28 protein-coding genes and 1 pseudogene are annotated in these 23,363 nt (G+C 48.4%); 19 read left to right on the top strand and 10 right to left on the bottom strand.

What is annotated here, in order from left to right; all coding sequences use genetic code 11:
* Window positions 1–25: 25 nt before the first annotated feature.
* Together BZK42_RS04825 and BZK42_RS04820 are read left to right on the top strand one after the other, a co-directional pair.
* Entirely contained in the window at window positions 26–535 is a 510-nt protein-coding gene (locus BZK42_RS04825) for a hypothetical protein (RefSeq protein ID WP_047358320.1), read from the top strand.
* 57 nt (window positions 536–592) lie between these two features.
* A complete protein-coding gene (locus BZK42_RS04820) occupies window positions 593–2,464 on the top strand; it encodes a DUF262 domain-containing protein (RefSeq protein WP_080858833.1) in 1,872 nt (623 codons plus the stop codon).
* A 641-nt stretch (window positions 2,465–3,105) separates the two neighbouring features.
* On the opposite strand, the gene BZK42_RS29630 is transcribed toward BZK42_RS04820, so the two are convergent.
* Together BZK42_RS29630 and cspH are read right to left on the bottom strand one after the other, a co-directional pair.
* Window positions 3,106–3,195 (bottom strand): hypothetical protein, encoded by a 90-nt coding sequence (locus BZK42_RS29630; RefSeq protein WP_016153471.1) that lies wholly within the window; start codon window positions 3,193–3,195, stop codon window positions 3,106–3,108.
* A gap of 65 nt (window positions 3,196–3,260) precedes the next feature.
* Window positions 3,261–3,473 (bottom strand): cold shock-like protein CspH, encoded by a 213-nt coding sequence (gene cspH / locus BZK42_RS04815; protein ID WP_049040548.1) that lies wholly within the window; start codon window positions 3,471–3,473, stop codon window positions 3,261–3,263.
* A gap of 297 nt (window positions 3,474–3,770) precedes the next feature.
* Between cspH and cspA the strand changes: the two genes are divergently transcribed.
* Window positions 3,771–3,986: an RNA chaperone/antiterminator CspA gene (gene cspA / locus BZK42_RS04810; RefSeq protein ID WP_016153470.1), complete on the top strand. Its 216-nt coding sequence runs from the start codon at window positions 3,771–3,773 to the stop codon at window positions 3,984–3,986.
* Window positions 3,987–4,379: 393 nt separating this feature from the next.
* Here the strand turns inward: cspA and BZK42_RS29240 are convergent, their stop codons facing one another.
* Window positions 4,380–4,550, bottom strand: a complete 171-nt coding sequence (locus tag BZK42_RS29240; RefSeq protein WP_162835200.1) for a YnfU family zinc-binding protein — start codon at window positions 4,548–4,550, stop codon at window positions 4,380–4,382.
* Between the two features lie 139 nt (window positions 4,551–4,689).
* Between BZK42_RS29240 and BZK42_RS29235 the strand changes: the two are divergent.
* A pseudogene (locus BZK42_RS29235) lies at window positions 4,690–4,815 on the top strand (IS30 family transposase); the annotation flags it as partial.
* 58 nt (window positions 4,816–4,873) lie between these two features.
* On the opposite strand, the gene arsH reads toward BZK42_RS29235, so the two are convergent.
* Window positions 4,874–5,572, bottom strand: coding sequence for an arsenical resistance protein ArsH (gene arsH / locus BZK42_RS04805; RefSeq protein WP_016153469.1), 699 nt, complete (start codon window positions 5,570–5,572; stop codon window positions 4,874–4,876).
* 86 nt (window positions 5,573–5,658) lie between these two features.
* Between arsH and BZK42_RS04800 the strand changes: the two genes are divergently transcribed.
* The 3 genes from BZK42_RS04800 to arsC are packed head-to-tail and all read left to right on the top strand — an operon-like array spanning window position 5,659 to window position 7,751.
* A complete protein-coding gene (locus BZK42_RS04800; protein WP_016153468.1) occupies window positions 5,659–5,979 on the top strand; it encodes a transcriptional regulator in 321 nt (106 codons plus the stop codon).
* Window positions 5,980–6,023: 44 nt separating this feature from the next.
* Window positions 6,024–7,313 (top strand): arsenic transporter, encoded by a 1,290-nt coding sequence (locus BZK42_RS04795; RefSeq protein WP_016156830.1) that lies wholly within the window; start codon window positions 6,024–6,026, stop codon window positions 7,311–7,313.
* A 12-nt stretch (window positions 7,314–7,325) separates the two neighbouring features.
* A complete protein-coding gene (gene arsC, locus BZK42_RS04790) occupies window positions 7,326–7,751 on the top strand; it encodes a glutaredoxin-dependent arsenate reductase (protein WP_019077061.1) in 426 nt (141 codons plus the stop codon).
* Window positions 7,752–7,970: 219 nt separating this feature from the next.
* On the opposite strand, the gene BZK42_RS04785 is transcribed toward arsC, so the two are convergent.
* Complete coding sequence (locus BZK42_RS04785; protein WP_080858832.1) at window positions 7,971–8,312, bottom strand: hypothetical protein; 342 nt, start codon at window positions 8,310–8,312, stop codon at window positions 7,971–7,973.
* Between the two features lie 396 nt (window positions 8,313–8,708).
* Between BZK42_RS04785 and BZK42_RS04775 the strand changes: the two genes are divergently transcribed.
* The 5 genes from BZK42_RS04775 (at window position 8,709) to BZK42_RS04755 (ending at window position 12,015) form a co-directional block, all read left to right on the top strand.
* The gene (locus BZK42_RS04775; protein ID WP_080858831.1) at window positions 8,709–9,179 is read left to right on the top strand and encodes an SRPBCC family protein; all 471 of its coding nucleotides are present in this window, start codon (window positions 8,709–8,711) and stop codon (window positions 9,177–9,179) included.
* A 206-nt stretch (window positions 9,180–9,385) separates the two neighbouring features.
* Complete coding sequence (locus BZK42_RS04770; RefSeq protein WP_029139580.1) at window positions 9,386–10,528, top strand: transglutaminase-like domain-containing protein; 1,143 nt, start codon at window positions 9,386–9,388, stop codon at window positions 10,526–10,528.
* Window positions 10,506–10,862: a mercuric transporter MerT family protein gene (locus tag BZK42_RS04765; RefSeq protein WP_047416569.1), complete on the top strand. Its 357-nt coding sequence runs from the start codon at window positions 10,506–10,508 to the stop codon at window positions 10,860–10,862. The genes BZK42_RS04770 and BZK42_RS04765 overlap by 23 nt, the downstream gene beginning before the upstream one ends.
* Entirely contained in the window at window positions 10,859–11,140 is a 282-nt protein-coding gene (locus BZK42_RS04760) for a heavy-metal-associated domain-containing protein (protein ID WP_016153460.1), read from the top strand. Before BZK42_RS04765 ends, BZK42_RS04760 begins: the two co-directional genes overlap by 4 nt.
* A 209-nt stretch (window positions 11,141–11,349) precedes the next feature.
* Window positions 11,350–12,015: a YecA/YgfB family protein gene (locus tag BZK42_RS04755; protein WP_080858830.1), complete on the top strand. Its 666-nt coding sequence runs from the start codon at window positions 11,350–11,352 to the stop codon at window positions 12,013–12,015.
* A 28-nt stretch (window positions 12,016–12,043) separates the two neighbouring features.
* On the opposite strand, the gene tyrP is transcribed toward BZK42_RS04755, so the two are convergent.
* Entirely contained in the window at window positions 12,044–13,255 is a 1,212-nt protein-coding gene (gene tyrP / locus BZK42_RS04750) for a tyrosine transporter TyrP (RefSeq protein WP_019077056.1), read from the bottom strand.
* A 225-nt stretch (window positions 13,256–13,480) separates the two neighbouring features.
* Here tyrP and BZK42_RS04745 point away from each other — a divergent pair, with 225 nt between their 5' ends.
* Complete coding sequence (locus tag BZK42_RS04745; RefSeq protein ID WP_016153457.1) at window positions 13,481–13,720, top strand: YecH family metal-binding protein; 240 nt, start codon at window positions 13,481–13,483, stop codon at window positions 13,718–13,720.
* 45 nt (window positions 13,721–13,765) lie between these two features.
* On the opposite strand, the gene ftnA is transcribed toward BZK42_RS04745, so the two are convergent.
* Window positions 13,766–14,263, bottom strand: a complete 498-nt coding sequence (ftnA, locus tag BZK42_RS04740; RefSeq protein WP_016153456.1) for a non-heme ferritin — start codon at window positions 14,261–14,263, stop codon at window positions 13,766–13,768.
* Window positions 14,264–14,457: 194 nt separating this feature from the next.
* A complete protein-coding gene (yecR, locus tag BZK42_RS04735; RefSeq protein ID WP_080858829.1) occupies window positions 14,458–14,793 on the bottom strand; it encodes a YecR family lipoprotein in 336 nt (111 codons plus the stop codon).
* A 268-nt stretch (window positions 14,794–15,061) separates the two neighbouring features.
* Between yecR and BZK42_RS04730 the strand changes: the two genes are divergently transcribed.
* Window positions 15,062–15,700: an RpiB/LacA/LacB family sugar-phosphate isomerase gene (locus BZK42_RS04730; RefSeq protein ID WP_016153454.1), complete on the top strand. Its 639-nt coding sequence runs from the start codon at window positions 15,062–15,064 to the stop codon at window positions 15,698–15,700.
* Between the two features lie 33 nt (window positions 15,701–15,733).
* Here the strand turns inward: BZK42_RS04730 and BZK42_RS04725 are convergent, their stop codons facing one another.
* The gene (locus BZK42_RS04725) at window positions 15,734–17,155 is read right to left on the bottom strand and encodes an MFS transporter (RefSeq protein ID WP_080858828.1); all 1,422 of its coding nucleotides are present in this window, start codon (window positions 17,153–17,155) and stop codon (window positions 15,734–15,736) included.
* A gap of 128 nt (window positions 17,156–17,283) precedes the next feature.
* Here BZK42_RS04725 and BZK42_RS04720 point away from each other — a divergent pair, with 128 nt between their 5' ends.
* Window positions 17,284–17,535: a DUF2766 family protein gene (locus BZK42_RS04720; RefSeq protein WP_016153452.1), complete on the top strand. Its 252-nt coding sequence runs from the start codon at window positions 17,284–17,286 to the stop codon at window positions 17,533–17,535.
* A 138-nt stretch (window positions 17,536–17,673) separates the two neighbouring features.
* Here the strand turns inward: BZK42_RS04720 and BZK42_RS04715 are convergent, their stop codons facing one another.
* Window positions 17,674–18,177: a non-heme ferritin-like protein gene (locus BZK42_RS04715; protein WP_016153451.1), complete on the bottom strand. Its 504-nt coding sequence runs from the start codon at window positions 18,175–18,177 to the stop codon at window positions 17,674–17,676.
* Between the two features lie 553 nt (window positions 18,178–18,730).
* Between BZK42_RS04715 and BZK42_RS04710 the strand changes: the two genes are divergently transcribed.
* From BZK42_RS04710 to araH, 4 genes are all read left to right on the top strand, one after another.
* Complete coding sequence (locus BZK42_RS04710) at window positions 18,731–19,288, top strand: DJ-1/PfpI family protein (protein ID WP_080858827.1); 558 nt, start codon at window positions 18,731–18,733, stop codon at window positions 19,286–19,288.
* A gap of 315 nt (window positions 19,289–19,603) precedes the next feature.
* Window positions 19,604–20,593: an arabinose ABC transporter substrate-binding protein gene (locus BZK42_RS04700; RefSeq protein ID WP_003034602.1), complete on the top strand. Its 990-nt coding sequence runs from the start codon at window positions 19,604–19,606 to the stop codon at window positions 20,591–20,593.
* Between the two features lie 113 nt (window positions 20,594–20,706).
* A complete protein-coding gene (gene araG / locus BZK42_RS04695) occupies window positions 20,707–22,221 on the top strand; it encodes an arabinose ABC transporter ATP-binding protein AraG (RefSeq protein WP_016156817.1) in 1,515 nt (504 codons plus the stop codon).
* 14 nt (window positions 22,222–22,235) lie between these two features.
* Entirely contained in the window at window positions 22,236–23,222 is a 987-nt protein-coding gene (gene araH / locus BZK42_RS04690; protein ID WP_016153448.1) for an L-arabinose ABC transporter permease AraH, read from the top strand.
* Window positions 23,223–23,363 lie beyond the last annotated feature (141 nt).

Below are 23,363 nucleotides of genomic sequence, written 5' to 3'. Positions count from 1 at the left end.
ACAGAACTATATAAGAAGGGGTTTTATGTTTTTCAAAATTGTTAGAAACTTTAAAGCCAAGATTGGACCGTTCTTATTAACCCTGTTTTTGGCTCCAGGTTATGTTCATGCCAATACGTGGGAAATAAATGTCACAAGAAAAGATAGTAATTTATATCAAATTACTGGGAAGGATTCTTTTGTTAATACTAAATATTGTTATGTTTATGCTTATTCTGAAGACGCATATCTCAGGGTTGATGGCTATGATAAAAAAATAATTTTTACAGATAGCAAGGATTCATGTGATGTAGATAATGTATTTAGCATGGTTAATATTGACTCAGGAAAGTATGAGGTAGAGGTTTCTAAAAAAGAAGATAACTGGTATGAGGTTTATGGTACAGATAATATGATAAAAACATCAATGTGCCTTAGTCTGGCTCTCAATGAAAAGGCTATTTTATCCATGGATGGTTATAGTGCAGGAGAGTTGATTTTTGATGACGGAGATAGCTGTAATGTAGAAGGGGTCTACTCTCCTGTTCGTTTGTGAATTGGATCTGGGATCAGTATGATCTGTGGTGTTCATCCAGCTATGTAAGGATATAAAATGAAAATAGAAGCCGATGTAAAAAATATATCAAAATTAAGCGATTATTATTTTTTAGTTCCCGATTATCAACGTGAGTATGTATGGAAGGTTGATGATCAGGTTGAACAGTTTATCATGGATTTAGACAATGAATACCAACCAGAGCAGAAAGATCAAAATGGTTATTTTCTCGGTTCTGTTATTATCGTAAAGAATGGGGAAAAGCATGATGTTATTGACGGACAGCAGCGGTTGACCACTATTGTCATCACTATGTGTGCCTTACGGGATCTATTAAAAGATAGATTGGATACACTTGACAAAAAAGGGCTGGAATATCTGAAAACTATTGAGGAATGGCTCTCTAGTTATGATATTAATAGTGAGGAAAATCTAATTAGACTAGATCTTCAATATGAAGAAAGTCGAGGATTTATTTCGCGGTTAATTGAAGGGCAAACCAATACCTTTGCGGAAACAGCTTCAGTAAAAAAAATGGCTGACGCGTATGATCACATTCGTGATTATCTTAAATACCAATTGCAAGATAGCTTGAATGGATTAATCTCCTTCGCTCGCTTTTTTTTAACAAAAGTTGAGCTGGTTGTCATTGAATCAGAGAACTTAAGTAGCGCATTAAAGATCTTCGAAACGATCAATCAGCGTGGTGCCAGCCTTAATGCTATGGATCTTGTTAAAAATTTGATTTTCAGTCAGATAAAAGAAGAACAGTTTTCGGCAATAAAGACAACATGGAAATCCATCACTAATAACCTTGAGTCTTGCGGCGAAAGTGATAACCCGCTTCGTTTTTTACGTTACTTTCTGATGGCACGATATCATCACGGGATTTTGCGTGAAGATGATATATATAAATGGATCATTTCAGCTGAGGGGGAACTGTCGTTGCAGTATAAGACACGCCCTATGGTCCTCGTCAAAGAATTGGAAAAATTATCAGAACGATACGCTAACCTGGTCAATGCAACAAATGAAGCAGCCTACTGGCGTGAAAATATCCGTTTTCCAAACGTAAGTAACATTGGATATATTAATAAATATCGCTCACGTCAGCATTTGGTTTTACTAATGGCATTGGACATTAGTTGTTCTGATGATGTAATGGATTTCTTAGGTGCTCAACTTGAGAGCTTTTTATTCTTTACAAATACAATGGCTATTCAATCGAAGACATATGAGCAACGCTTTACTCAATGGGCTGTAAAGCTTCGGGATGTGAAAACGAAAGCAGAGGTTGCAAATGTTGTTTCAGCAACACTTATACCTTTTGTTGTGGAGCGTTTAGATGAATTTAAAGAACGATTCTCAATTATTAATGACTATAATTTTACGCCTCAGTATCGCCAACGTTATGTATTGGGTAGATTAGAGAATCATATCCGCCATCTTTGCGGTTTTCCGGAAAAGAGCCAGCAGGCTATTCAGCAGATGCAAATTGAGCATATTCTTCCTCAGACGGTACGAAACGCCCCTGAAAACGGGGAGTTCTCTGATGCAAATCGAACAAGTTATCTCTACAAGATTGGTAATGTAACATTATTAGAGGGTACAATTAACCAGTCCGTCAATAACTGCAATGATTTGAGTGAAGACTGGTTTTTGAAAAAACAAACAGAATATTTAAACTCTGAAATCATCATGACTCGATTACTCCACTCCCAGTACTCAATTGGTGATAACACTGCATTAAATCGCTTTAAGCTGAAATATGGATATGAATATCAAGACTGGTCCGCGGAAAACATCACATCAAGGCAACGCCTGCTGATGGATCTTGCCATTGACTGCTGGCGATTTAATGATCAGAGAATAGATGCTTATATAGTAAATAACCTGGGCACTGGACCCGGAAACGAATTTACGCTGTAAAAATATCCTTCATCGCAAAGTACCCCCTGGAACGTTATGTTTACCAGGGGCTGGGTATTCAACCTCTAAAGGTAGCGCTGATTATGAATGGATCACATTCAGAGAGCGGTTCACAGAACAGATATTACTAACTGACAGTTGTACCGAATACTGGGGGCAGGTCAAGCGCTTTAGCTTGTGTGGCAACAACCTCCTTTACAGGACCAGGTAGACGATTACCCTGTGCTGTTTCTGTGCTCAACGCAATCTACGGCTATCCATTTTCTGCCAGTGGTTGCAAAGACGACCATTCAACGTCAGCAAAGTTTCGCAATGCACTGCTATGTAACTCATTGATCCTACGTAGAATTTAAAATCCCTCGGCGTTCGCGCTGTGTGGGTTCAAGTCCCACTCCGGGTACCATGGGAAAGAAAAGAATAATCAAAGCAATAAGCAGTGTCGTGAAACCACCTACGGGTGGTTTTTTTGTGCCTGAAATTTCTCGCTTCTCGCTCAGCGAACCTTCAAGCTCAGAAATCCCCTGGCTTTCATCCTATGTACATCACAGGCATTTGGGGTGTAACGCAAGCATATCACCCTGACGGGCTCAACATAGATACGCCAACGCTATTGCAACTCTTACCGGTCTTGAACTAACAGGTTAGATGAAAACAAGCAGAGTTACTATCAGCGTGCAGCATGAGCTCTTAAGGCCCGTCAGCCAGTCGTTGAGATAGATTTTCTGATACATATGAAACTCTCCCTGTTTTGAAATTCTCTTTTATGATTCCAGAAGTCAGGAGGGGCGGCTACAGGTCATGAGAGATAAACGTTCGCAGCCGAGGGGCCTCGAAGACCATTTATTCGACAAAACTCAACGCGTAATCCGGGGATGAGTACTTCTGAGTCACGGAGACTTAAGGCTGAAATGTGAAGCTGTACATCTTTGCGACCATCGGAGGGGGAGATAAGGCCTTTACCGCTCTTGCAGTCAAAGGCTTTGACAATTCCTGTCATTTTACGAGACAAAAAAATTCCTTAAAGCTAATAACGTGTTGCACTATACACATACCCTTGGATAATGCCAGAAATATTTTTCAGCTATCGTGAGATCTGGATAGCTAAAATAAACATTGATTATTATATACGCCCGTGCGTTAATGGTCGCGTCGGTTTGAAGAACAGACAAAATACAAAGTAGTTTACTAAAGCAGTTCTCATTTCAGGTGTTTTATATTTATCCCTTCTTTGAGTCTCCCCACTAAGCACTAAGTAGTTTCTGTAATAAAACCATGTTCGCCGGAAGGCCAAATTAAGGAATACAAAATGTCAAAAAAGATGAATGGTTTAGTAAAATGGTTTAATGCCGATAAGGGATTCGGTTTTATTTCTCCTGTTGACGGTAGTAAAGATTTATTTGTACATTTTTCTGCTATCCAGAGCGATAATTTCCGCACCTTGTTTGAAGGGCAAAAAGTCTCTTACTCCATTGAGAATGGTACTAAAGGTCCGGTTGCTGGCAATGTAGTTATTACAGAGTAAATCCTTTTTTTGTCTGTATGCGATAACGAAGAAGGCTAAAGCCTGAGTAGACATACTGACAGAAGCAATGGATGTATTGTTGGGTCAGTAGAGATGAAATGTTACTGATCCGGCATTCAGGGCAACGGTCAGCATATTTCATCTCTCTTTTGCATGAGAAAGTATGCTGACCATTGTGAGTACGTGTAGGTTCGCTGCACGAAAAGTCTAACCACTTGCTTTGCACGACAACATACGCAAGAAGATAGCTTTTCCCAGATATCACCATATTTTTTATTTTTAAATATGAAAATACTAAACCCGCAGCCAGCGGGTTTTCTATTATCTGTAGCTTGATAAATCTTAAAATACAGATGTGGTGATTCTGTTCCAGAAATAGAGTCTAAAACGGATTCAGGCTGCTTCTTTTTGGTTTGTCTGGAATACTTTATTGCAATGAGGACAGATTAAAAGAGAACCTTTTTGTACTCTTGAAAAACTGTGTTCAGATTGTTGGGTACAGTTTGGGCAGGTGCATTTGACAAGATAGTTGCGGCGTGATTTAGAGTCTTTACGTTCTGACATAGGCTTTTCCTTGAGTGGATGAACTTCAACCATACCCTAATTCGTCCAAAAAATCTTAACTTTATGATGTTTTGGATATGTAAATAAAAGAAAAGGTATCGCAAAGAGCCTGATGATAAGGGCGGCTTCCCAAATTTAATTCTGTAATCCTCAATCTTCCTGGCTGCGTGGTTCAAATAAAAATACGAAAAGATTGCTCAGACAGTATTTTCCAAAAGGAGCTGGCTTATCGGTTCGCAGCCAGCAAAGAATTAAAATTGTTGCATCCAGCGGTTGAACGCCCAGCAAAAAGCGGACGTTTTTGAGCTCAGTAAAAAAGGACTTTATATTTTCGCCTGATTGACGCGGGATGAAAGCTCCTGATGGCTCTCTTTTCGTTCGCTGTAGCGATCGGCAAGGTAATCGGTTTGCCCCTTGAGCAGCAGCGTGATTTTAAACAACTCCTCGGCGACATCGACGATACGATCATACCAGGACGAAGGTTTCATTCGCCCGTTCTCATCGAATTCTTGCCAGGCTTTGGCTACTGAGGACTGGTTAGGGATCGTGAACATCCTCATCCAGCGCCCAAGGATACGCATCTGGTTCACGGCGTTAAAAGATTGCGACCCGCCGCAGACCTGCATCACCGCCAGTGTTTTACCCTGTGAAGGGCGAACGGCCCCTTCGCTTAAGGGTATCCAGTCGATCTGTGCCTTCATCACCGCACTCATTGCCCCATGCCGCTCCGGGGAACTCCACACCATCCCATCACACCATCTGACCAGCTCGCGCAGCTCGGTGACTTTTGGGTGCGTATCTGGGGCATCATCCGGCAGGGGTAAACCTGAGGGGTTAAACAGTCTTACTTCCGCTCCCATCGCCGTCAGCAGGCGTCCCGCTTCTTCTGCGGCAAAGCGACTGTAAGAACGCTCTCTTACCGAGCCATACAGGATCAGTATGCGTGGCGGCTCCTGGAGCTGCAGGCGTTCAGCAATCTGCTGATCGAAGCAATCAGCATTCAGTGCAGGAAAGTGTTCCATTTTTTACTCCTCCGGGAGGTTCTGTGATTTCAAATTCAACACATATGATTTATCATATATGTATTCTAAAGGGAACGGAGTAAAAAATGCTACAGCCAGTTCAGCTTTTTAAAATCCTGTCGGATGAAACCCGTCTCGCCATTGTTATGCTTCTCCGGGAATCCGGCGAACTGTGCGTATGCGATATATGCGCGGCGACCTCTGAATCACAGCCTAAAATTTCTCGCCACATGGCTATTCTGCGAGAAGCGGAGCTGGTGCTTGACCGCCGGGAAGGCAAATGGATTCACTACCGTCTGTCTCCCCACATGCCAGCGTGGGCCGCTGAGACGATCACGACGTCCTGGCAGTGTCTGAGGAAAGATGTGGGTGAATGGCTGAAAAAATCAGCCTGCACATCCTGTTGAGAGAATTTTTTACATACGCATAATCATATATAAAGGAATCTAAAATGCTTTTGGCAGGGAGTATTTTTATACTGACGCTGGTCTTGGTCATCTGGCAGCCCAGAGGTCTCAGCATTGGCTGGAGCGCAAGTATCGGAGCCTTACTGGCACTGGGGACAGGGGTCATCCACATTGATGATATTCCCGTAGTCTGGAATATCGTCTGGAACGCAACAGCGGCATTCATCGCGGTGATTATCATCAGCCTGCTGCTCGATGAGTCCGGTTTCTTTGAATGGGCCGCGCTGCATGTCTCCCGCTGGGGTAACGGGCGTGGTCGCCTGCTGTTTACCTGGATAATACTGCTTGGCGCTGCTGTTGCTGCGCTGTTTGCTAACGACGGTGCAGCACTGATACTGACGCCGATTGTGATTGCGATGCTGCTCGCCCTGGGGTTCAGCCAGGCGACGACGCTGGCCTTTGTCATGGCTGCAGGATTTATCGCAGATACAGCCAGCCTGCCGCTGATTGTCTCTAACCTGGTCAATATTGTCTCGGCGGATTTCTTCGGCCTGGGCTTTACACAGTATGCCTCCGTGATGGTTCCTGTGAACCTGGCGGCCATTGCTGCCACGCTGGTCATGCTCCATCTCTTCTTCCGCCGCGACATCCCGGCCAGTTATGACGTTTCACTGCTCAAGATGCCTGCCAGTGCGATTAAAGATCCGGCGACGTTCAGGGCGGGCTGGATTGTTCTGCTGTTCCTGCTGGTCGGTTTCTTTGTTCTGGAGCCGCTGGGGATCCCAGTAAGCGCGATAGCAGCAGTTGGGGCTGCGGTGCTGTTCGTGGTAGCCAAGCGTGGCCACGCCATTAATACCGGGAAAGTGCTGCGCGGGGCGCCCTGGCAGATCGTGATTTTCTCGCTGGGTATGTATATGGTCGTCTACGGCCTGCGTAATGCAGGACTCACCGAGTATCTTTCTGCTGTACTCAATATGCTGGCAGACAAAGGTTTATGGGCTGCCACGTTCGGTACCGGCTTCCTGACTGCCTTCCTGTCGTCTGTGATGAACAATATGCCGACGGTGCTGATTGGTGCATTGTCCATTGACGGGAGTGCTGCGACCGGCGTCGTCAAAGAGGCGATGATTTATGCCAATGTGATTGGCTGCGATTTAGGTCCTAAAATCACCCCGATAGGCAGTCTGGCAACTCTGCTGTGGCTTCATGTGTTGGCACAGAAAAATATGACCATCACCTGGGGATATTACTTCCGCACTGGCATTATCATGACTCTGCCCGTGCTGTTCGTCACTCTGGCCGCGCTGGCGTGGCGGCTCTCTGTCACTTTGTAATGAGATACTGATATGAGCAACATTACCATCTATCACAACCCGGCCTGTGGCACCTCACGTAACACGCTGGAGATGATCCGTAACAGCGGTAACGAACCAACTATTATTTATTATCTCGATACGCCCCCGACTCGTGATGAACTGACCAAACTGATTTCAGATATGGGCATTTCAGTACGCGCATTGCTGCGTAAGAACGTTGAACCTTATGAGCAGCTGGGTCTTGATGAAGATAAGTTTTCTGATGAGCAGTTGATCGATTTTATGATTCAGCATCCGATCCTGATTAATCGGCCGATTGTAGTGACGCCGCTTGGCACGCGTCTTTGTCGTCCCTCAGAAATTGTGCTGGATATTTTACCTGAAGGTCAGAAAGGCTCTTTTACCAAAGAGGATGGCGAAAAGGTCATTGACGAAACAGGGAAGCGGGTTAAGTAATCTTTCCGCTTAATATTATCGGGAGCCTGTTTAACTTCATACCGGGGTCTGCTCTTGGCTGATAACCCTCATAGAACAATCAAAGCAATAAGCAGTGTCGCGAAACCACCTACGGGTGGTTTTTTGTGCCGGCTTTTGACGAACCATAGATATTTTGCGTCAAGTAAGCCAGCCAGATACGTTAAGCCGCCCGCTACACACTCCCCATTGCCAATCAATCTATCGACGAATCGGTGCATTAAACATAAACCTTCCCCGGGCTGGGTTGTTGATAAAGCCATCCCGGGCGGGATTATAGTTGTGGTCCTGAAAACCATTCATCATGATGGGATCGCCTATGCCATCCTGAATCGCCAAATGTCTGTGGATTCGGTTACGTGCCCTGAATGTGAAAGCGAAATCATCCGTCCCGCCAATGATGATGACGCCATTTCCTGCAAGAAGTGCCGCGCTTAACTCTTGCTCTCTTGCGGCCTGGTTTTGTAACGCGCTGGCTGCGGCGGACGATGACGCCAGCAGCAATACGAGGACGGCGCATGACAATACCGATGGCAGTTTCATGATTAATACCCATTAAAAGTATGGCTATTAAAGTATAGTCTTATACCTTCATCTCATCTGAATAGAAAATGAACAATTTAAGCCTGTTGTCTGTACGGAGTCTGAGGGGCCGGGAGAGGAGTGCCGCGCAATTAAGAACTATAATAAAAACAGTCGACAGCTGATGACTCCAGTTTGCAGATAGTACCGATACAGGGGGCGGTTATGCGCGTCTCATTTTCTCCGCGAGTTGCGTTCACCGCTACGACATCTGGCTGGATAACTATCATGGACTCCCTGCCAAAGTGATCAGCTATGCGCCAGATGGGCAGCGATTAGAAACTGTTCTGCTGGATGCTATGGTTATCAACACCCGTTTCCCCGTCAATTTTTTCACGCCTTGAGGGAGCCTGCACTATGGCTGACTATCAGTTTTCCACAGTCTGGCGGGTTGAGGCTTCAATTCAGGAGGTATGGGATGTTTTTTCCCATCCGGACAGGTGGCCTGAATGGTGGGGAAGTCTGGAACGCATCGTTGAGATAAGGAAAGGGGATTTACGGGGTATTGGGGCGTTGCATCGTTATACCTGGAAAGGGGCGCTTCCTTATCGCTTAACCTTTGATATCAATGTGTTGAAAATACGGCCTTGCACATTGCTCGAAGGACAAGCCAGCGGCGCGGTGGAAGGGCGAGGGGTATGGTCTTTTACTGCCAATGGTACAGCGACTATTGTCAGATATGACTGGAATGTGCGTACCACGATCCGCTGGATGAATTATCTCGCCCCGCTGGCAGCACCTGTATTTCGCTGGAATCACAATACGGTCATGCGCGAGGGGGCAAGAGGGTTAGCCCGCAAACTGGCAACGACTGTGTATATAGTCTGAACGTATCTCCGCTGCTGTACTTTTTTGGCTGTAAATGGCTTAATAGCGACCTTGCAGTTTCTCACTTCATTCACAGTTAACAGGTCTGTTATTGATGAATAATCTCCATCGACTCGCCTTTTTATGCCAGCCTCTGTCTGCTGTGATGATCGCGTACGGTTTCCCCTTTAGCCGTAGCTCAACTCTTACAATCTGGACAGACAGCAATGCAACGTCGTCAGTTTCTCAAAAATAGCGTTCTCCTTTCCGCCGCCGGATTAGTCGGCCCTGCAGTCATTAGCCAGACGGTACGTGCCGCTGAGCCATCCGTTGCGCCAATAGCTCGTCGACGCTTTGTCTTATCTCAAACGTATAAACTTAATCCTCCTAAGGGATCGAGCGGCGTGGTGAAACTGTGGATCCCGCTACCGGTGGATACCGCGTTTCAACAAATGACAGCGCTTGCCTTTAGCGGAAACTATAAGCAGGCGTACGTCACCACCAATAATACCTATGGCGCGAAAACGCTGTTTGCCACCTGGGCTGACTCGCAGGGTGAATTGTTGGTTAACGTTGATATCGACATTGAAACCGCCGACTGGGAACCGCTGAAGCAGGACGCGCTGAAAAACTGGCAGGCACCTGAGCAGATTATTTATCCGCTGGATGTAAAACCGTATCTGTTGCCGACGGCACATACCCCAGTTGATGGACTGGTCCTGGAAACCGCGCGTAAAATCACCGGTAATGAGCAGGATCCGCTAAAAAAAGCGCGCCTGATTTACGAATGGGTCAGCAGCCATATGGAGCGTGACAACGACGTTATTGGCTGCGGCACGGGAGATGTGGCGGAGATATTAAAAAGCGGTAAGCTCAAAGGAAAATGCACCGACATGAGCTCCGTTTTTGTTGCTCTGGCGCGGGCCAGCGGTATTCCGGCGCGCGAACTGTTTGGCATCCGTCTGGGCAAGGCCAATAAGCTCGAACGTTACTCGAAAAGTGCTTTTGGCACAGCCGACAGTGCAGGCGTTGCCAATGTGAGCGGCGGTCAACACTGCCGTGCTGAGTTCTATCTGGCAGGTTACGGTTGGTTACCGTGCGATCCTGCTGACGTGACCAAAATGCGTCTGGCAGAGAAAAAAACGCATCAGGATGCCGATGTCCAGGCGGTTAACGCTTACCTGTTTGGTAACTGGGAAATGAACTGGGTTGGATTCAACTACGGGCGTGATTTCGAGTTGTATCCGGCAACGGAGCAGGGGGCCATGAATAACTTTGGTTATCCTTACGCTGAAGTCGATGGCGACCCGATCAATTTTTATGATCCTAAAGCGTTCTCCTACAGCTATGTCGCCACAGAACAACGCTAAAGGTGCGGGGATTACCCTGTTGACGGCTGCTGCGGCCGCCGTCACCGCTGGCTTATGCTGTGTTGGACCGCTACTTTACCTGCTGTTTGGTATTTCGGCGGCGAGCTTCGCCGTTTTCACCCGGTTTGAGTTTTTGCGAACTCCTCTGGTACTGCTGTCCCTGGGATTATTACTGCGTGTCTTCTGGCGGCTCTATTTTTCCAAACGGTTGTGGTGCTCCGGGTGGTTAACTCTGAAGCAAGCGCGCGTTCTCTACTGGTGCGCGCTGGCATTGATTTTGCCGGTGCTATTTTACCCAACGCTTGTTGCCTGGTTTTATGAGGTATTTGAATGAAGATCTTCGCGTTAGTTGCATGCTTGCTGTTGCCGCTGTGGGCTCAGGCGGCCAATCAAAAAGTGGTGCTGGATATACAAAATATGACCTGCTCGTTATGCGTTATTTCGGTCAATCAGGCGCTACGTGAAACCGACGGCGTGATTAAAGCAAAATCCTCTCTCAAAACCCGGCAGGCAGAAGCCATCGTGCCAGAAGGTTTCCCAACCGATACTCTACTTAACGCAGTAGCGAAAACGGGCTATACCGCAACGCTCAACCGTATTGAACAACAGTAAACCACCTGCGGGTGGTTTTATTGTGTTTTCCCGGTATGATGCCCGGCGGCTTAGTGTTCTCTTTTGTGCGTTAACTACCGGAATTCCCCTCTTTTCCTGTTAACCTGAACAGGCGGCTGCTGTAAGCCGCATATGCCCATTTATATCTGTTATCCCTCCAGCCATGTAGGATGATCACAGGCAAGATTTTTTGACTAAGGAAAAGCGTTATGAAAACGGGACCATTAAACGAGAGCGAACTGGAATGGCTGGATGATGTACTGACTAAGTACAATACGGATAAGGCTATTCTGGATGTGTCAGAACTGGATGGTTTACTGACGGCGGTACTGAGTTCACCGTATGAAATTGAACCGGAGCAGTGGCTGGTCGCTATTTGGGGCGGCGCGCAGTATGTTCCTCGCTGGTCCTCCGAAAAAGAAATGACGCGTTTCATGAACCTGGCGTTTCAACATATGGCGGATACGGCCGATCGCCTGGATGAATATCCTGAGCAGTTTGAGCCGCTGTTTGGTTTGCGTGAAATTGACGAGCATGAACTGACCATCGTTGAAGAGTGGTGTTTTGGTTATATGCGCGGCGTCGCGCTGTCGGACTGGTCCGCGTTACCAGACTCGTTAAAACCAGCGCTCGAGGCTATTGCGCTGCACGGTACGGAAGAAAACTTTGCGGTCGTTGAGAAAATGACGCCAGAAGCGTTCGAAGAGAGCGTGGATGCCATCCGCCTGGCGGCGCTGGATCTGCATGCTTACTGGATGGCGCATCCTCAGGAAACGCCGATTAAAGTACCGGTCAAAGTGGATGCCAAGGTAGGGCGCAATGACCTTTGTCCGTGCGGTAGCGGCAAAAAATATAAGCAGTGCTGTTTGCATTAAGAAAAAGGGGCGTTAAGCCCCTTTTGTTTTAACCCACTTCCGGTAGTAATCCTGCTGCAATAGAAAACTGTACGGCTATCACCACAATGCCGCACAAAAATACCAGCGCCAGCGCCGGAGCACCCCCTGCCACGCGATATTTAGCCTGTGGATTCTGTTTTCTGCTCTGCCATGCCAGCATCGAGGGAATGAGCAGCGCCAGCACCGCCAGGGCAACGCCCGCATACCCCAGGGCCATGACGAAACCACGCGGATAGAACAGCGCGAATGCCAGCGGCGGCAGGAAGGTCACCACGCCGGTTTGCATTCTTCCTGCTACGGTATTGCGGCGCTGGAAGAGGTCGGCCAGGTAGTCAAATAATCCCAATGCGACGCCGAGGAAAGAGGTTGCCAGCGCAAGGTCGGCAAACAGATGCACCGCCAGTTCGACGTGCGGCGAAGCCACGACTTCACGTAATGCTTGTAATAAACCGTTTAAACCAGCGTGGTTGGCTAACAGCCCCATGAACGTTGAGGAGTTAATACTGCCAAGCGTGGCCAGTTGCCAGAAGATATAGGCGACTAGCGGAATGGCACTACCGGTGATAAACACCCAACGCAGTTTACGGATGTTACCGTTCATATAGCTGACGATACTGGGGACGCTGCCGTGAAAACCGAACGAAGTGAAGATAACCGGGATTGCAGACAGTGCCAGCCCCTGCTGAAGCGGTAACGTAAGCAGGTTTACTTTATGGATATGCGGCATTAACAGGGCCAGCATCACCACCAGGAAGATTATCTTGGCACTGAACAACAGACGGTTGAACAGATCGACCAAAGATGTGCCAACGCAAACCACGCCACCGGCAACAAAGGTGAACAGCAGTACGCCTGTTGTCGGGGAGAGCGTTGTCCCGGTCCAGTCGCTGATGCTGGAAGCCAGCAACTCACCAGCGCCACTGATATACGCCGCCGTCAGCGCGTACATTAAAAACATCATGCTAAAGCCCGTTACCCATTGTCCGTAACGACCAAGATAACGTTTTGCCAGCGTACCCAACCCGGTGTCTGCCGGTACGTGTTGATACACTTCAAGCAGCAACAGCGCGGTGTAGCACATTAGCGCCCAAAGACTCACTAACAATACCAGCGTGACGCTAAACCCCACGCCTGCCGCGGCCAGCGGCATTGCCAACATTCCGGCACCAATCGTGGTTCCCGCCACGATAAAAATACTACCCAGGGTTCTGTTTTTCACGCTTTCCTCTGTCCCAGAGATAATCAACGGTTATATCTGCGGCGCAGGTTAAGGCAAAACGCTATTTTCGTCAAATCACCGTTACAATGAATGTACATTAATCTTTACGATGTTTGGCGCGTTAAGATGTATCACAAATGATATTTATCTGCGGGTAAACCTGCGTTAGCGCAAAGCAAGGCCGTGCCGTTCACATTAGGCTACGGACTTTATTGAGGAGGTAGTATGGAATCTATTCACGGTCACGAAGTGCTCAACATGATGATTGAATCTGGCGAGCAGTATTCAAATGCCAGCCTTGAAGCGGCGATTACGGCACGGTTTGGCGAGCAGGCTCGTTTTCACACCTGTTCTGCGGCGGATATGTCGGCAGCTGAGCTGGTGGCGTTTTTAGCGGCGAAGGGAAAGTTTATTGCAAAAGAAGACGGCTTCTCTACGCACGAAAGCAAGATCTGCCGTCACTGATTTTAGCGGGTAATGATGGCGGGTTGCCTTCATTACCCCACAACATTAATTCTGTGTATCAAGCGTAGCCAGTTCTTTATCGATGAAATAAAGACCTTCGCCACTTTTCCCTGCCAGCGATAACTTATCAATGACAGATTTAAATAATTTCTCTTCTTCATGCTGCTCGGCAACATACCATTGCAGGAAATTAAACGTCGGATAATCCTGGTGGGTCATTGCCGCGTGTGCCAGCTCATTAATTTTCTGGGTGATCAACTGCTCGTGTTCGTAAGTAACACGGAACAGTTCGTCCAGAGACGCATATTCAGCAAAGGGGGAAGGAACGGTGTTAATACACGGCAAGCTGCCGGTATCGGTCAGGTAGTCAAACAGACGCTGCATATGCGTCATCTCTTCCTGGGCGTGACGGCGCAGGAACGCGGCGGCACCTTCAAAGCTGTGATAGCTGCACCACGCGCTCATCTGTTGGTAGAGCAGAGATGAATATAATTCAAGGTTCATTTGCTCATTCAGTTGGTCGATCATTTCTGTTTTCAGCATGGTTGTGCTCCACAAACGTTATTATATATTAGCGTGGCGTCACTATAATTTGTTATTTAATTATTTGCAAAAGGTAAAATAATAAATTTATTTATTAAAAATGCGAATGGGAATAAAACGCATTAACGCTATTAAGCGGAGAATATAAATAATGAAAAGGCAGAAGACCAGCAATAATGTGCTGGTCGAAAATATTAATAATTGAAGGAGGGCGATTGGGATACCGCAACGCCGTGACACTGCCAGGCGAGCGTGATTTTGGTATTTAAGCACAGAGAACCGGCATATACGCTACAGGTAGATACCGGCTGACCAAACGCCATTGCGTTGGCATAGCCCAGGCGCTGACACTCTTTGGTGGCTGTGCCTTGGGTAAGGTAGTCATCGGTACGCGCCGTTTGTAGCATGGCCTGGTTGTAGGTCAGGCGAACGACGCCGGTGATGGCACTGGCTTCGCTGACCTGCGCCTGTTTAGTAATAGTGCATCCTGTCAGCACGAGCGGCAAAAGGGCAAGGATAAAGGTCTTCATGTGATCGCTCTGAAAGTTCGGAGATAGGCTATCATGGCATATGTGGTGGCGCATCAATGGCTTGAATAGCCCGAAGATCACCTGCGATTAATCGCAACGACGTCATTTTATTGAGGCTATTCTGAGCTGTCTCAGGAAAAATGTGAGCACCTCATTATTTTATAAAACAAAATTTCATTAAATTTGAAAGTGAGTTTGCAAAATAGTAATGTGGCCTGAATGTTATGACTTTCAGCGGGCCTCCGCAGCGCATTCAGGAGATTACAGAATGAAAATTGCATTGATGATGGAAAACAGCCAGGCAAGCAAAAATGCCATCATTCATAACGAGCTTAAAGCCGTTGCGGATGAGAAAGGTTTTCCAGTGTATAACGTCGGGATGAGCGACGAAAATGACCATCATCTGACCTACATCCATTTAGGGATTATGGCCAGCATCCTGCTCAATTCCAAAGCCGTGGATTTTGTGGTTACGGGTTGCGGTACGGGTCAGGGGGCAATGATGTCACTGAATATACATCCGGGCGTGGTGTGCGGTTACTGTCTCGATCCGGCAGACGCATTCTTGTTCTCTCAGATCAACAACGGGAATGCGCTTTCTCTGGCATTCGCCAAAGGTTTTGGCTGGGGTGCTGAGCTGAATGTACGCTATATGTTTGAAAAAGCATTCACTGGTCGTAACGGCGAAGGGTATCCACCAGAGCGTAAAGAACCGCAGGTGCGTAACGCGGGTATTCTGAACCAGGTGAAAGCAGCGGTGGTAAAAGAAAACTATCTGGACACTCTGCGCGCTATCGATCCTGAACTGGTAAAAACCGCCGTATCTGGTCCGCGCTTCCAGCAGTGCTTCTTTGAAAACTGCCAGGACAAAGCGATCGAAGCGTTTGTACGCGAGATAGTTGGCTAAATCCTGTTGGCCCGGCGGTGTTCGCCTGCCGGGCTATTTGTTCTTGTTAGAAACCGCGCTTCCAGCATCATGGGTAAGCCGCAGCGTATCAACCATACCTACCAGACAAATAATCGCAATAGCGACAAAGGCCAGCCGGAAACTGATCCCCGGAATATTGCCTAACGCCAGCCATTCACTCACCTCATCGCCGATACGGATCCCGATAGCGGCCAATGAAATGCCCAAGCCTACCGCTAATTGTGTTGCCGTACTGAACAGCGTATTGGCGTAGCTCATTTGTGGCCCGGGGACGTCCGCAAAGGCAAGCGTGCTGATGCCGGTAAACTGAATTGAGCGGAACACGCCGCCCAGATACAACACCAACAAAATAACCCACACCGGGGTCTGCGGCGTAATTAATGCACAGGCCAACAGCGCCAGGACGTTTAACGCACCGTTGATTAACAGCAGTTTCTTAAAGCCCAGCCAGCGTATCAACGGCGTGGTGGCAGGTTTTATCGTCAGATTGCCCACAAACACCGCCAGAACCAGCGAACCCGCGTGAAAAGCGTTCATGCCAAAACCGACCTGGAACATTAACGGCAGCAGAAATGGTACAGCGCTAATAGAAGCACGAAATAGTGACCCGCCGTACAGGGTGACGCGAAAAGTAGGGACGCTCATGGCATCAAGACGAATCATCGGCCAGGTAGTGCGACGAAAATGATGCAGGGCAAACAGAAAGGTCACGGTTCCTAGCGCCAGCAGCCCGGCGGTTAGCCAGCCCTGCGGCTGCTGGGTTCCCAGTAACTCCATGGCATACACCAGGCTAACCATCGCAACTGAGGTCGCGATAAAACCCGCTATATCAAATGGACGGTGCTCGTCGTCATGAATATCCGGGATGAAACGTAGCGCCAGCGCGATCGCCAAAATTCCCAGCGGTACGTTAATAAAGAAGATCCAACGCCAGTTAGCATAGCTGGTAATGAATCCTCCAAGCGGTGGTCCGATGATAGGCGCGACTAACGCGGGCCAGGTCAGGGTCGCTATGGCGGTGATCAACTGATGTTTAGGCGTGGTGCGCAGTACCGCGAGACGGCCAACAGGAACCATTAGCGCGCCACCCACACCCTGTAAAATTCGCATTGCTACAAAGCTCTCAAGGCTTTCGGACAAACCGCATAAAACTGAAGCGAGAGTAAAAATCGCCAGCGCCAGGGTAAACACTTTTCGGGCGCCGAAGCGATCCGCAATCCAGCCGCTGGCGGGGATAAGCACCGCGAGGGTGATCAAGTAGGCGCTGATACCAATGTTCAGGTCTACCGCCTGCACGCCAAAGCTTTTGGCCATGTCGGGTAGGGCTGTGGCAATCACCGTGCCGTCAATAAATTCCATAAAGAAAGCCCCGGCAACAAGTAATGCTGCCGGGGAAAGACCGCGTTGGTTCTCAACCGCTAACTGTTCACTCATGTTGTGCTTGCCATCTCAAAAGAAACTGACTGGACCTTTTTTATTTTCAGCGCATTTGTAATGTGTGCGCGGCTATCGTTTCGATCGCTGAATAGGTACTATGACGACCTTTCTATAAGGAGCTCACTATGTCCCAAACATTGAATGCCGATCAGGAACTGCTCTCGGACGTTGTTGCCTGTCAGCTGGTTATCAAGCAAATTCTGGATGTTCTTGATGTTATTGCCCCGGTAGAAGTTCGGGAAAAAATGTCCAGCCAACTGAAAAACATCGATTTTTCCAGCCATCCTGCAGGGGCCGATCCGGTCACTATGCGCGCAATACAAAAAGCGGTTGCCTTGATCGAGTTGAAATTCACGCCGCAGAATGAATCCCACTAAAATAAACCGTTGTTTCAGGTTTTAGAAAGGTTTTTTTGCGCCTCGCAGAATGGGAGGCGCGTGCCAGGGAAAATCAGAGGTTGACCGGATAAGGTGCGCAGCATCGCTATCCGGCATTAACGCGATGAAAACTGAAGATTAGTGATGCTGGTAGTTAACGACGTTGAGCAAGTGCTTATCGGTTTGCGCCATGCACAACCCCGCGCGTTTGGCGCTGCGGACTTCATCAAGAATCGTCTGTAACAGCACGCCATCCTGCTGCTGCTCTTTTTCCAGATCGTGAAGAAAATCAATGGTTGGCGCATCGTTTAATGCTTCAGCTTCATTGGTTAAACGCGAGAGCTTACTCGAGCGCTGTTGATATTCATCCAACGTTTTCTGAAACAATTCTTCAAGGGAACTCAGTTCATCACCCGGCACATCCATGGCCTTGACGATGGGATTAGCCCCGGCACTTTTCATAAAATTGAACATACGCATCATTTGAGTCACGTTACCTTGCGCCTGCGTGCGTAGAAACGTGGCTGTACCTGTCAGGCTATGCTCGTAGCACCATTCGCTGAGATGCAGGTAAAGATTCGAGGCGTAGAACTCGAGATTCATTTGTGTATTGAGTTTATGAACAATTCCAACTGCAGCCATATCAATATCCTTATTTCCAGAAAGGGGGATGTACGTTACTCACGCCAGTACAGCGGGCTGCCGCTGCACTTCACCTCTACGTACAATTAAAACTGTTAGCAGAATAAATCCGTTCCGCCGGTCCTTTAGTGATCACGAATTATATTCGCTCCGATCGAGATTCAGCATAACGCTTGCCCTGGTATAAGAAAATCCTTAAATCTGCGTATTTATGTTTTTTTACATATTGTCATAACAGTATTCATGCTTCTGCTGTTTTGATATATAGATGACATGAATGTAAGGGGTTGAAATTTATGTCATTAAATGATTTTCATGATAATGAAATGGTGTTTCATATCACAAAATTAAATTCCACAATAAGGTATTGTCTGGCATCTGATGATTATCTGCCCAAGTTGAAAGGCAATTTCACGATCGGGATGGATTAGTACAAATTATCTGATGGCTAATTTTTTGCGCCAGATCAGTTTTAATCAAATTGAGAAATTTAACAGTCTGCACTGGTCGTCATTAATTGTTTCGTTTATGTGGATTAAGCAAGGAGTTACATATGAAGAAGGTTGCGGTGCTGCTGGCACCCGGTTTTGAAGAGGCGGAGGCGATTGTTACCCTTGATATTCTGCGTCGCCTGAATATCGAAGTTGAAACCCTGGCCTGCGCAGAGTCACGTGCGGTGGTGAGTTATCATGACGTACCGATGGTGATGGATAGCACGCTGGCCGCGCGCCAGACATATCTCTACGATGCCGTCGTATTGCCAGGCGGGCCTCAGGGCAGCGTTAATCTTGCCGCCAGTGAGGCGGTCATCCAGTTTGTATCCCGTCATGATCAGGCAGGAAAGCTCATTTGCCCGGTATGTTCTGCGGCCGCGCGCGTGTTGGGCGGCAATAGTCTGCTGAAGGGGCGTCGCTATGTTTGCTCAGGAGATCTGTGGCAAAACGTCACGGACGGGGAATATATCGATGCGCCGGTTGTTGAAGATGGCAATCTGATTAGCGGCAAAGGGTTAGGGCATATTTTCGATTTTGCATTGACGCTTGCGGCGCGCCTGCTGGGAGATGACATTCCGGTTCGCGATCACGCTGACCACATTTATTACCGATGGTAATCATGTTCCCGAATGCTTCGGTATTCGGGAACAAGGATTCGTTGGCTGATGTTATGGATTAATCTGCTACCCCTCTTTTTCCCCGTCGACAAAACCGCGTTTTTTTATGTCATTTCCCGCTGAATTTATGTACGCAATTACTGTAATTCTGTGGTGTGATGCCGCTCTCTTATGGAGAATCAATTTCCCGCTAAAACTACTCTCAGCACTGGCATTGATCTTATCACTAAAAGGTAATGCCTTGTTTTACGTCCGAATTACAAAAAATCGTCTGATTTTACCCTACATAAAAGAACGTTAAAGCTGGAGTTAACCATGCACAAATTCACTAAAGCGCTGGCTGCCATCGGTCTGGCTGCCATTATGTCACAATCCGCTATCGCTGAATCCATGAAGCTCGGTTTCCTGGTCAAACAACCGGAAGAACCGTGGTTCCAGACTGAATGGAAATTTGCCGATAAAGCCGGTAAAGACCTTGGCTTTGAGGTGATTAAAATTGCCGTCCCGGATGGTGAGAAGACCCTTAACGCCATCGACAGCCTGGCTGCAAGTGGCGCAAAAGGGTTTGTGATTTGTACGCCGGACCCCAAACTCGGGCCTGCCATTATGGCCAAGGCGCGTGGCTACGATATGAAAGTCATTGCCGTCGACGACCAGTTTGCTAACGCCAAAGGTAAGCCGATGGATACCGTGCCGCTGGTGATGATGGCTGCAACCAAAATTGGTGAGCGCCAGGGCCAGGAGCTGTATAAGGAGATGCAAAAGCGCGGTTGGGATGTGAAATCCACAGCCGTAATGGCCATTACCGCGAATGAACTCGATACCGCGCGTCGCCGTACATCGGGTTCAATGGAAGCGCTTAAAGCCGCAGGCTTCCCGGAAAAACAGATCTACCAGGTCCCCACAAAATCGAATGATATCCCCGGGGCATTCGATGCCGCTAACTCCATGCTGGTTCAGCACCCTGAAGTCAAACACTGGCTGATTGTTGGCATGAACGACAACACCGTGCTGGGCGGCGTACGTGCGACCGAAGGGCAGGGCTTCAAAGCGCCGAATGTGATTGGTATCGGCATCAACGGCGTTGATGCCGTGAGCGAACTTTCCAAAGGCGAAGCGACCGGGTTCTACGGTTCACTCCTGCCAAGCCCGGACGTTCACGGCTACAAATCAAGTGAGATGCTCTACAACTGGGTAACGAAAGGTGCAGAGCCACCGGCGTTTACTGAAGTGACGGATGTGGTGCTGATTACCCGCGATAACTTTAAAGAAGAACTGGCGAAGAAAGGCTTAGGCGGTAAGTAACACAAATGCCGGATGCGACGCCACGCGTCTTATCCGGCCTACGAATTGCGTACTCAGTAGGCCGGATAAGGCAAAGCCGCATCCGGCATAAAGATCTGACTCACGGAGACGTTATGCAACAGTCTACCCCGTATCTCTCATTTCGCGGCATTGGCAAAACGTTCCCCGGCGTTAAAGCGCTCACGGATATCAGTTTCGACTGCTATGCCGGTCAGGTGCATGCGCTGATGGGCGAAAATGGTGCCGGGAAATCAACACTATTAAAAATTCTCAGCGGCAACTATGCGCCAACGACGGGATCTTTGGCGATCCGTGGACAAGAGGTTTCGTTTGCGGACACCAATGCCGCGCTGAACGCCGGTGTTGCCATTATTTACCAGGAGCTGCATCTCGTCCCGGAAATGACCGTTGCCGAGAATATTTATTTAGGACAGATGCCGCACAAAGGCGGGATTGTGAACCGCTCGCTGCTGAACTATGAAGCGGGGCTTCAGCTCAAGCATCTGGGCATGGATATCGATCCCGATACGCCGTTGAAATACCTCTCCATTGGGCAATGGCAGATGGTGGAGATTGCGAAAGCGCTGGCGCGCAACGCCAAAATTATCGCGTTTGATGAACCGACCAGCTCCCTTTCAGCGCGCGAGATTGAGAATCTGTTTCGCGTCATCCGTGAGCTACGCAACGAAGGGCGCATCATCCTGTACGTTTCGCACCGTATGGAGGAGATCTTTGCCCTTAGCGATGCTATCACCGTGTTTAAAGATGGTCATTACGTCAAAACGTTCACGGATATGCAGCAGGTCGATCACGACGCGCTGGTGCAGGCGATGGTCGGGCGCGACCTCGGTGATATTTATGGCTGGAAATCCAGACCTTATGGTGCAGAGCGCCTGCGTTTGCATGACGTCAAAGCCCCAGGCGTGCGTACCCCGATCAGTTTATCAGTGCGCAGTGGTGAAATTGTCGGATTGTTTGGACTGGTGGGCGCCGGACGTAGCGAATTAATGAAAGGTCTGTTTGGCGGCACGCGTATCACGGCAGGCCAGGTGTTTATCGATGAACAGCCTATTGATATCCGTAAACCGAGCCACGCCATTGAAGCGGGGATGATGCTGTGCCCGGAAGATCGCAAGGCTGAAGGGATCATTCCGGTCCATTCGGTACGTAACAACATCAACATCAGTGCCCGTCGTAAACATGTTCTGGGCGGATGCGTGATCAACAACGGCTGGGAAGAGACCAATGCTGATCACCATATTCGCTCACTCAATATTAAAACGCCGGGCGCGGAGCAACTGATTATGAACCTCTCCGGCGGTAATCAACAGAAGGCTATCCTCGGCCGTTGGTTATCGGAAGAGATGAAAGTGATTTTGCTGGACGAACCTACACGCGGTATTGATGTGGGTGCCAAGCATGAAATTTATAACGTGATTTATGCCCTCGCGGCGCGCGGCGTGGCCGTGCTGTTTGCTTCCAGCGATCTGCCAGAAGTGCTCGGTGTCGCCGACCGTATTGTGGTGATGAGAGAAGGCGAAATTGCCGGTGAGTTACTTCATGAACAGGCGGATGAGCGCCAGGCGTTAAGCCTTGCTATGCCAAAAGTTAGCCAGGCTGTAGCCTGAATAAGGAGAGAATGATGTCTTCCGTTTCAACATCGGGTTCAGGTGCTGCAAAGTCGGCGCTAAATCTTGGTCGTATTTGGGATCAATACGGGATGCTGGTCGTGTTCGCCGCGCTGTTCCTGGTTTGTTCCCTCTTTGTGCCTAACTTTGCCACTTTCATCAACATGAAGGGGCTGGGGCTGGCGGTATCGATGTCGGGTATGGTCGCGTGTGGGATGCTGTTTTGCCTGGCATCCGGTGACTTCGACCTGTCCGTTGCCTCCGTGATTGCCTGCGCCGGGGTCACTACAGCCGTGGTCATTAATATGACCGAAAGCCTGTGGATTGGCGTGGCTGCCGGGCTACTGCTCGGTATTCTATGTGGTCTGGTGAATGGGTTCGTTATTGCGCGGCTGAAAATTAACGCCCTAATCACGACCCTTGCGACGATGCAGATTGTGCGTGGTCTGGCCTACATTATTTCCGACGGTAAGGCGGTAGGGATTGAAGACGAGCGCTTCTTCACTCTCGGCTACGCCAACTGGTTTGGTCTGCCGGCACCTATCTGGATCACGGTCGTCTGTTTCATCGTTTTTGGCTTACTGCTCAATAAAACCACGTTTGGTCGTAACACGCTGGCCATTGGGGGGAATGAAGAGGCGGCACGTCTGGCTGGGGTTCCGGTCGTTCGTACCAAAATTATTATCTTTATTCTGTCCGGGCTGGTATCCGCCATCGCCGGGATTATCCTCGCATCACGTATGACCAGCGGCCAGCCAATGACCTCAATCGGCTATGAGCTGATCGTGATTTCCGCGTGCGTGTTAGGGGGCGTTTCGCTTAAAGGCGGCATCGGAAAAATCTCATATGTGGTAGCCGGGGTGTTGATTCTGGGAACGGTTGAGAATGCAATGAACCTGCTGAACATCTCTCCGTTCGCACAGTATGTCGTACGTGGTCTGATCCTGCTGGCGGCGGTGATCTTCGACCGTTACAAGCAAAAAGCGAAGCGTACTGTTTGATGATTTTAACCCCAACTTTTTAGTCTAGCTTTAGCTCATCGCCAGCCGCTACCCGGCTGGCGATTGTTTTTCCAAATGGCGAGCATGGTCACACTGTCTATACTTATATCCGTCATACATCATATATACGGCGCGATCCGC

Origin of the sequence: Citrobacter braakii, from assembly GCF_002075345.1 — a bacterium.
Lineage (GTDB): Bacteria > Pseudomonadota > Gammaproteobacteria > Enterobacterales > Enterobacteriaceae > Citrobacter > Citrobacter braakii.
This window is presented reverse-complemented; position numbering and strand designations above follow the sequence as displayed.

What these genes read in the sequence shown, in the direction of transcription:
- BZK42_RS04825 (WP_047358320.1), top strand. Translation starts at nt 26, where the DNA reads ATGTTTTTCAAAATTGTTAGAAACTTTAAAGCCAAGATTGGACCGTTC.
- BZK42_RS04820 (WP_080858833.1), top strand. Translation starts at nt 593, where the DNA reads ATGAAAATAGAAGCCGATGTAAAAAATATATCAAAATTAAGCGATTAT.
- BZK42_RS29630 (WP_016153471.1), bottom strand. Translation starts at nt 3,195, where the DNA reads ATGTATCAGAAAATCTATCTCAACGACTGGCTGACGGGCCTTAAGAGC.
- cspA (WP_016153470.1), top strand. Translation starts at nt 3,771, where the DNA reads ATGTCAAAAAAGATGAATGGTTTAGTAAAATGGTTTAATGCCGATAAG.
- BZK42_RS29240 (WP_162835200.1), bottom strand. Translation starts at nt 4,550, where the DNA reads ATGTCAGAACGTAAAGACTCTAAATCACGCCGCAACTATCTTGTCAAA.
- arsH (WP_016153469.1), bottom strand. Translation starts at nt 5,572, where the DNA reads ATGGAACACTTTCCTGCACTGAATGCTGATTGCTTCGATCAGCAGATT.
- BZK42_RS04800 (WP_016153468.1), top strand. Translation starts at nt 5,659, where the DNA reads ATGCTACAGCCAGTTCAGCTTTTTAAAATCCTGTCGGATGAAACCCGT.
- BZK42_RS04795 (WP_016156830.1), top strand. Translation starts at nt 6,024, where the DNA reads ATGCTTTTGGCAGGGAGTATTTTTATACTGACGCTGGTCTTGGTCATC.
- arsC (WP_019077061.1), top strand. Translation starts at nt 7,326, where the DNA reads ATGAGCAACATTACCATCTATCACAACCCGGCCTGTGGCACCTCACGT.
- BZK42_RS04785 (WP_080858832.1), bottom strand. Translation starts at nt 8,312, where the DNA reads ATGAAACTGCCATCGGTATTGTCATGCGCCGTCCTCGTATTGCTGCTG.
- BZK42_RS04775 (WP_080858831.1), top strand. Translation starts at nt 8,709, where the DNA reads ATGGCTGACTATCAGTTTTCCACAGTCTGGCGGGTTGAGGCTTCAATT.
- BZK42_RS04770 (WP_029139580.1), top strand. Translation starts at nt 9,386, where the DNA reads ATGCAACGTCGTCAGTTTCTCAAAAATAGCGTTCTCCTTTCCGCCGCC.
- BZK42_RS04765 (WP_047416569.1), top strand. Translation starts at nt 10,506, where the DNA reads ATGTCGCCACAGAACAACGCTAAAGGTGCGGGGATTACCCTGTTGACG.
- BZK42_RS04760 (WP_016153460.1), top strand. Translation starts at nt 10,859, where the DNA reads ATGAAGATCTTCGCGTTAGTTGCATGCTTGCTGTTGCCGCTGTGGGCT.
- BZK42_RS04755 (WP_080858830.1), top strand. Translation starts at nt 11,350, where the DNA reads ATGAAAACGGGACCATTAAACGAGAGCGAACTGGAATGGCTGGATGAT.
- BZK42_RS04745 (WP_016153457.1), top strand. Translation starts at nt 13,481, where the DNA reads ATGGAATCTATTCACGGTCACGAAGTGCTCAACATGATGATTGAATCT.
- ftnA (WP_016153456.1), bottom strand. Translation starts at nt 14,263, where the DNA reads ATGCTGAAAACAGAAATGATCGACCAACTGAATGAGCAAATGAACCTT.
- yecR (WP_080858829.1), bottom strand. Translation starts at nt 14,793, where the DNA reads ATGAAGACCTTTATCCTTGCCCTTTTGCCGCTCGTGCTGACAGGATGC.
- BZK42_RS04730 (WP_016153454.1), top strand. Translation starts at nt 15,062, where the DNA reads ATGAAAATTGCATTGATGATGGAAAACAGCCAGGCAAGCAAAAATGCC.
- BZK42_RS04725 (WP_080858828.1), bottom strand. Translation starts at nt 17,155, where the DNA reads ATGAGTGAACAGTTAGCGGTTGAGAACCAACGCGGTCTTTCCCCGGCA.
- BZK42_RS04720 (WP_016153452.1), top strand. Translation starts at nt 17,284, where the DNA reads ATGTCCCAAACATTGAATGCCGATCAGGAACTGCTCTCGGACGTTGTT.
- BZK42_RS04715 (WP_016153451.1), bottom strand. Translation starts at nt 18,177, where the DNA reads ATGGCTGCAGTTGGAATTGTTCATAAACTCAATACACAAATGAATCTC.
- BZK42_RS04710 (WP_080858827.1), top strand. Translation starts at nt 18,731, where the DNA reads ATGAAGAAGGTTGCGGTGCTGCTGGCACCCGGTTTTGAAGAGGCGGAG.
- BZK42_RS04700 (WP_003034602.1), top strand. Translation starts at nt 19,604, where the DNA reads ATGCACAAATTCACTAAAGCGCTGGCTGCCATCGGTCTGGCTGCCATT.
- araG (WP_016156817.1), top strand. Translation starts at nt 20,707, where the DNA reads ATGCAACAGTCTACCCCGTATCTCTCATTTCGCGGCATTGGCAAAACG.
- araH (WP_016153448.1), top strand. Translation starts at nt 22,236, where the DNA reads ATGTCTTCCGTTTCAACATCGGGTTCAGGTGCTGCAAAGTCGGCGCTA.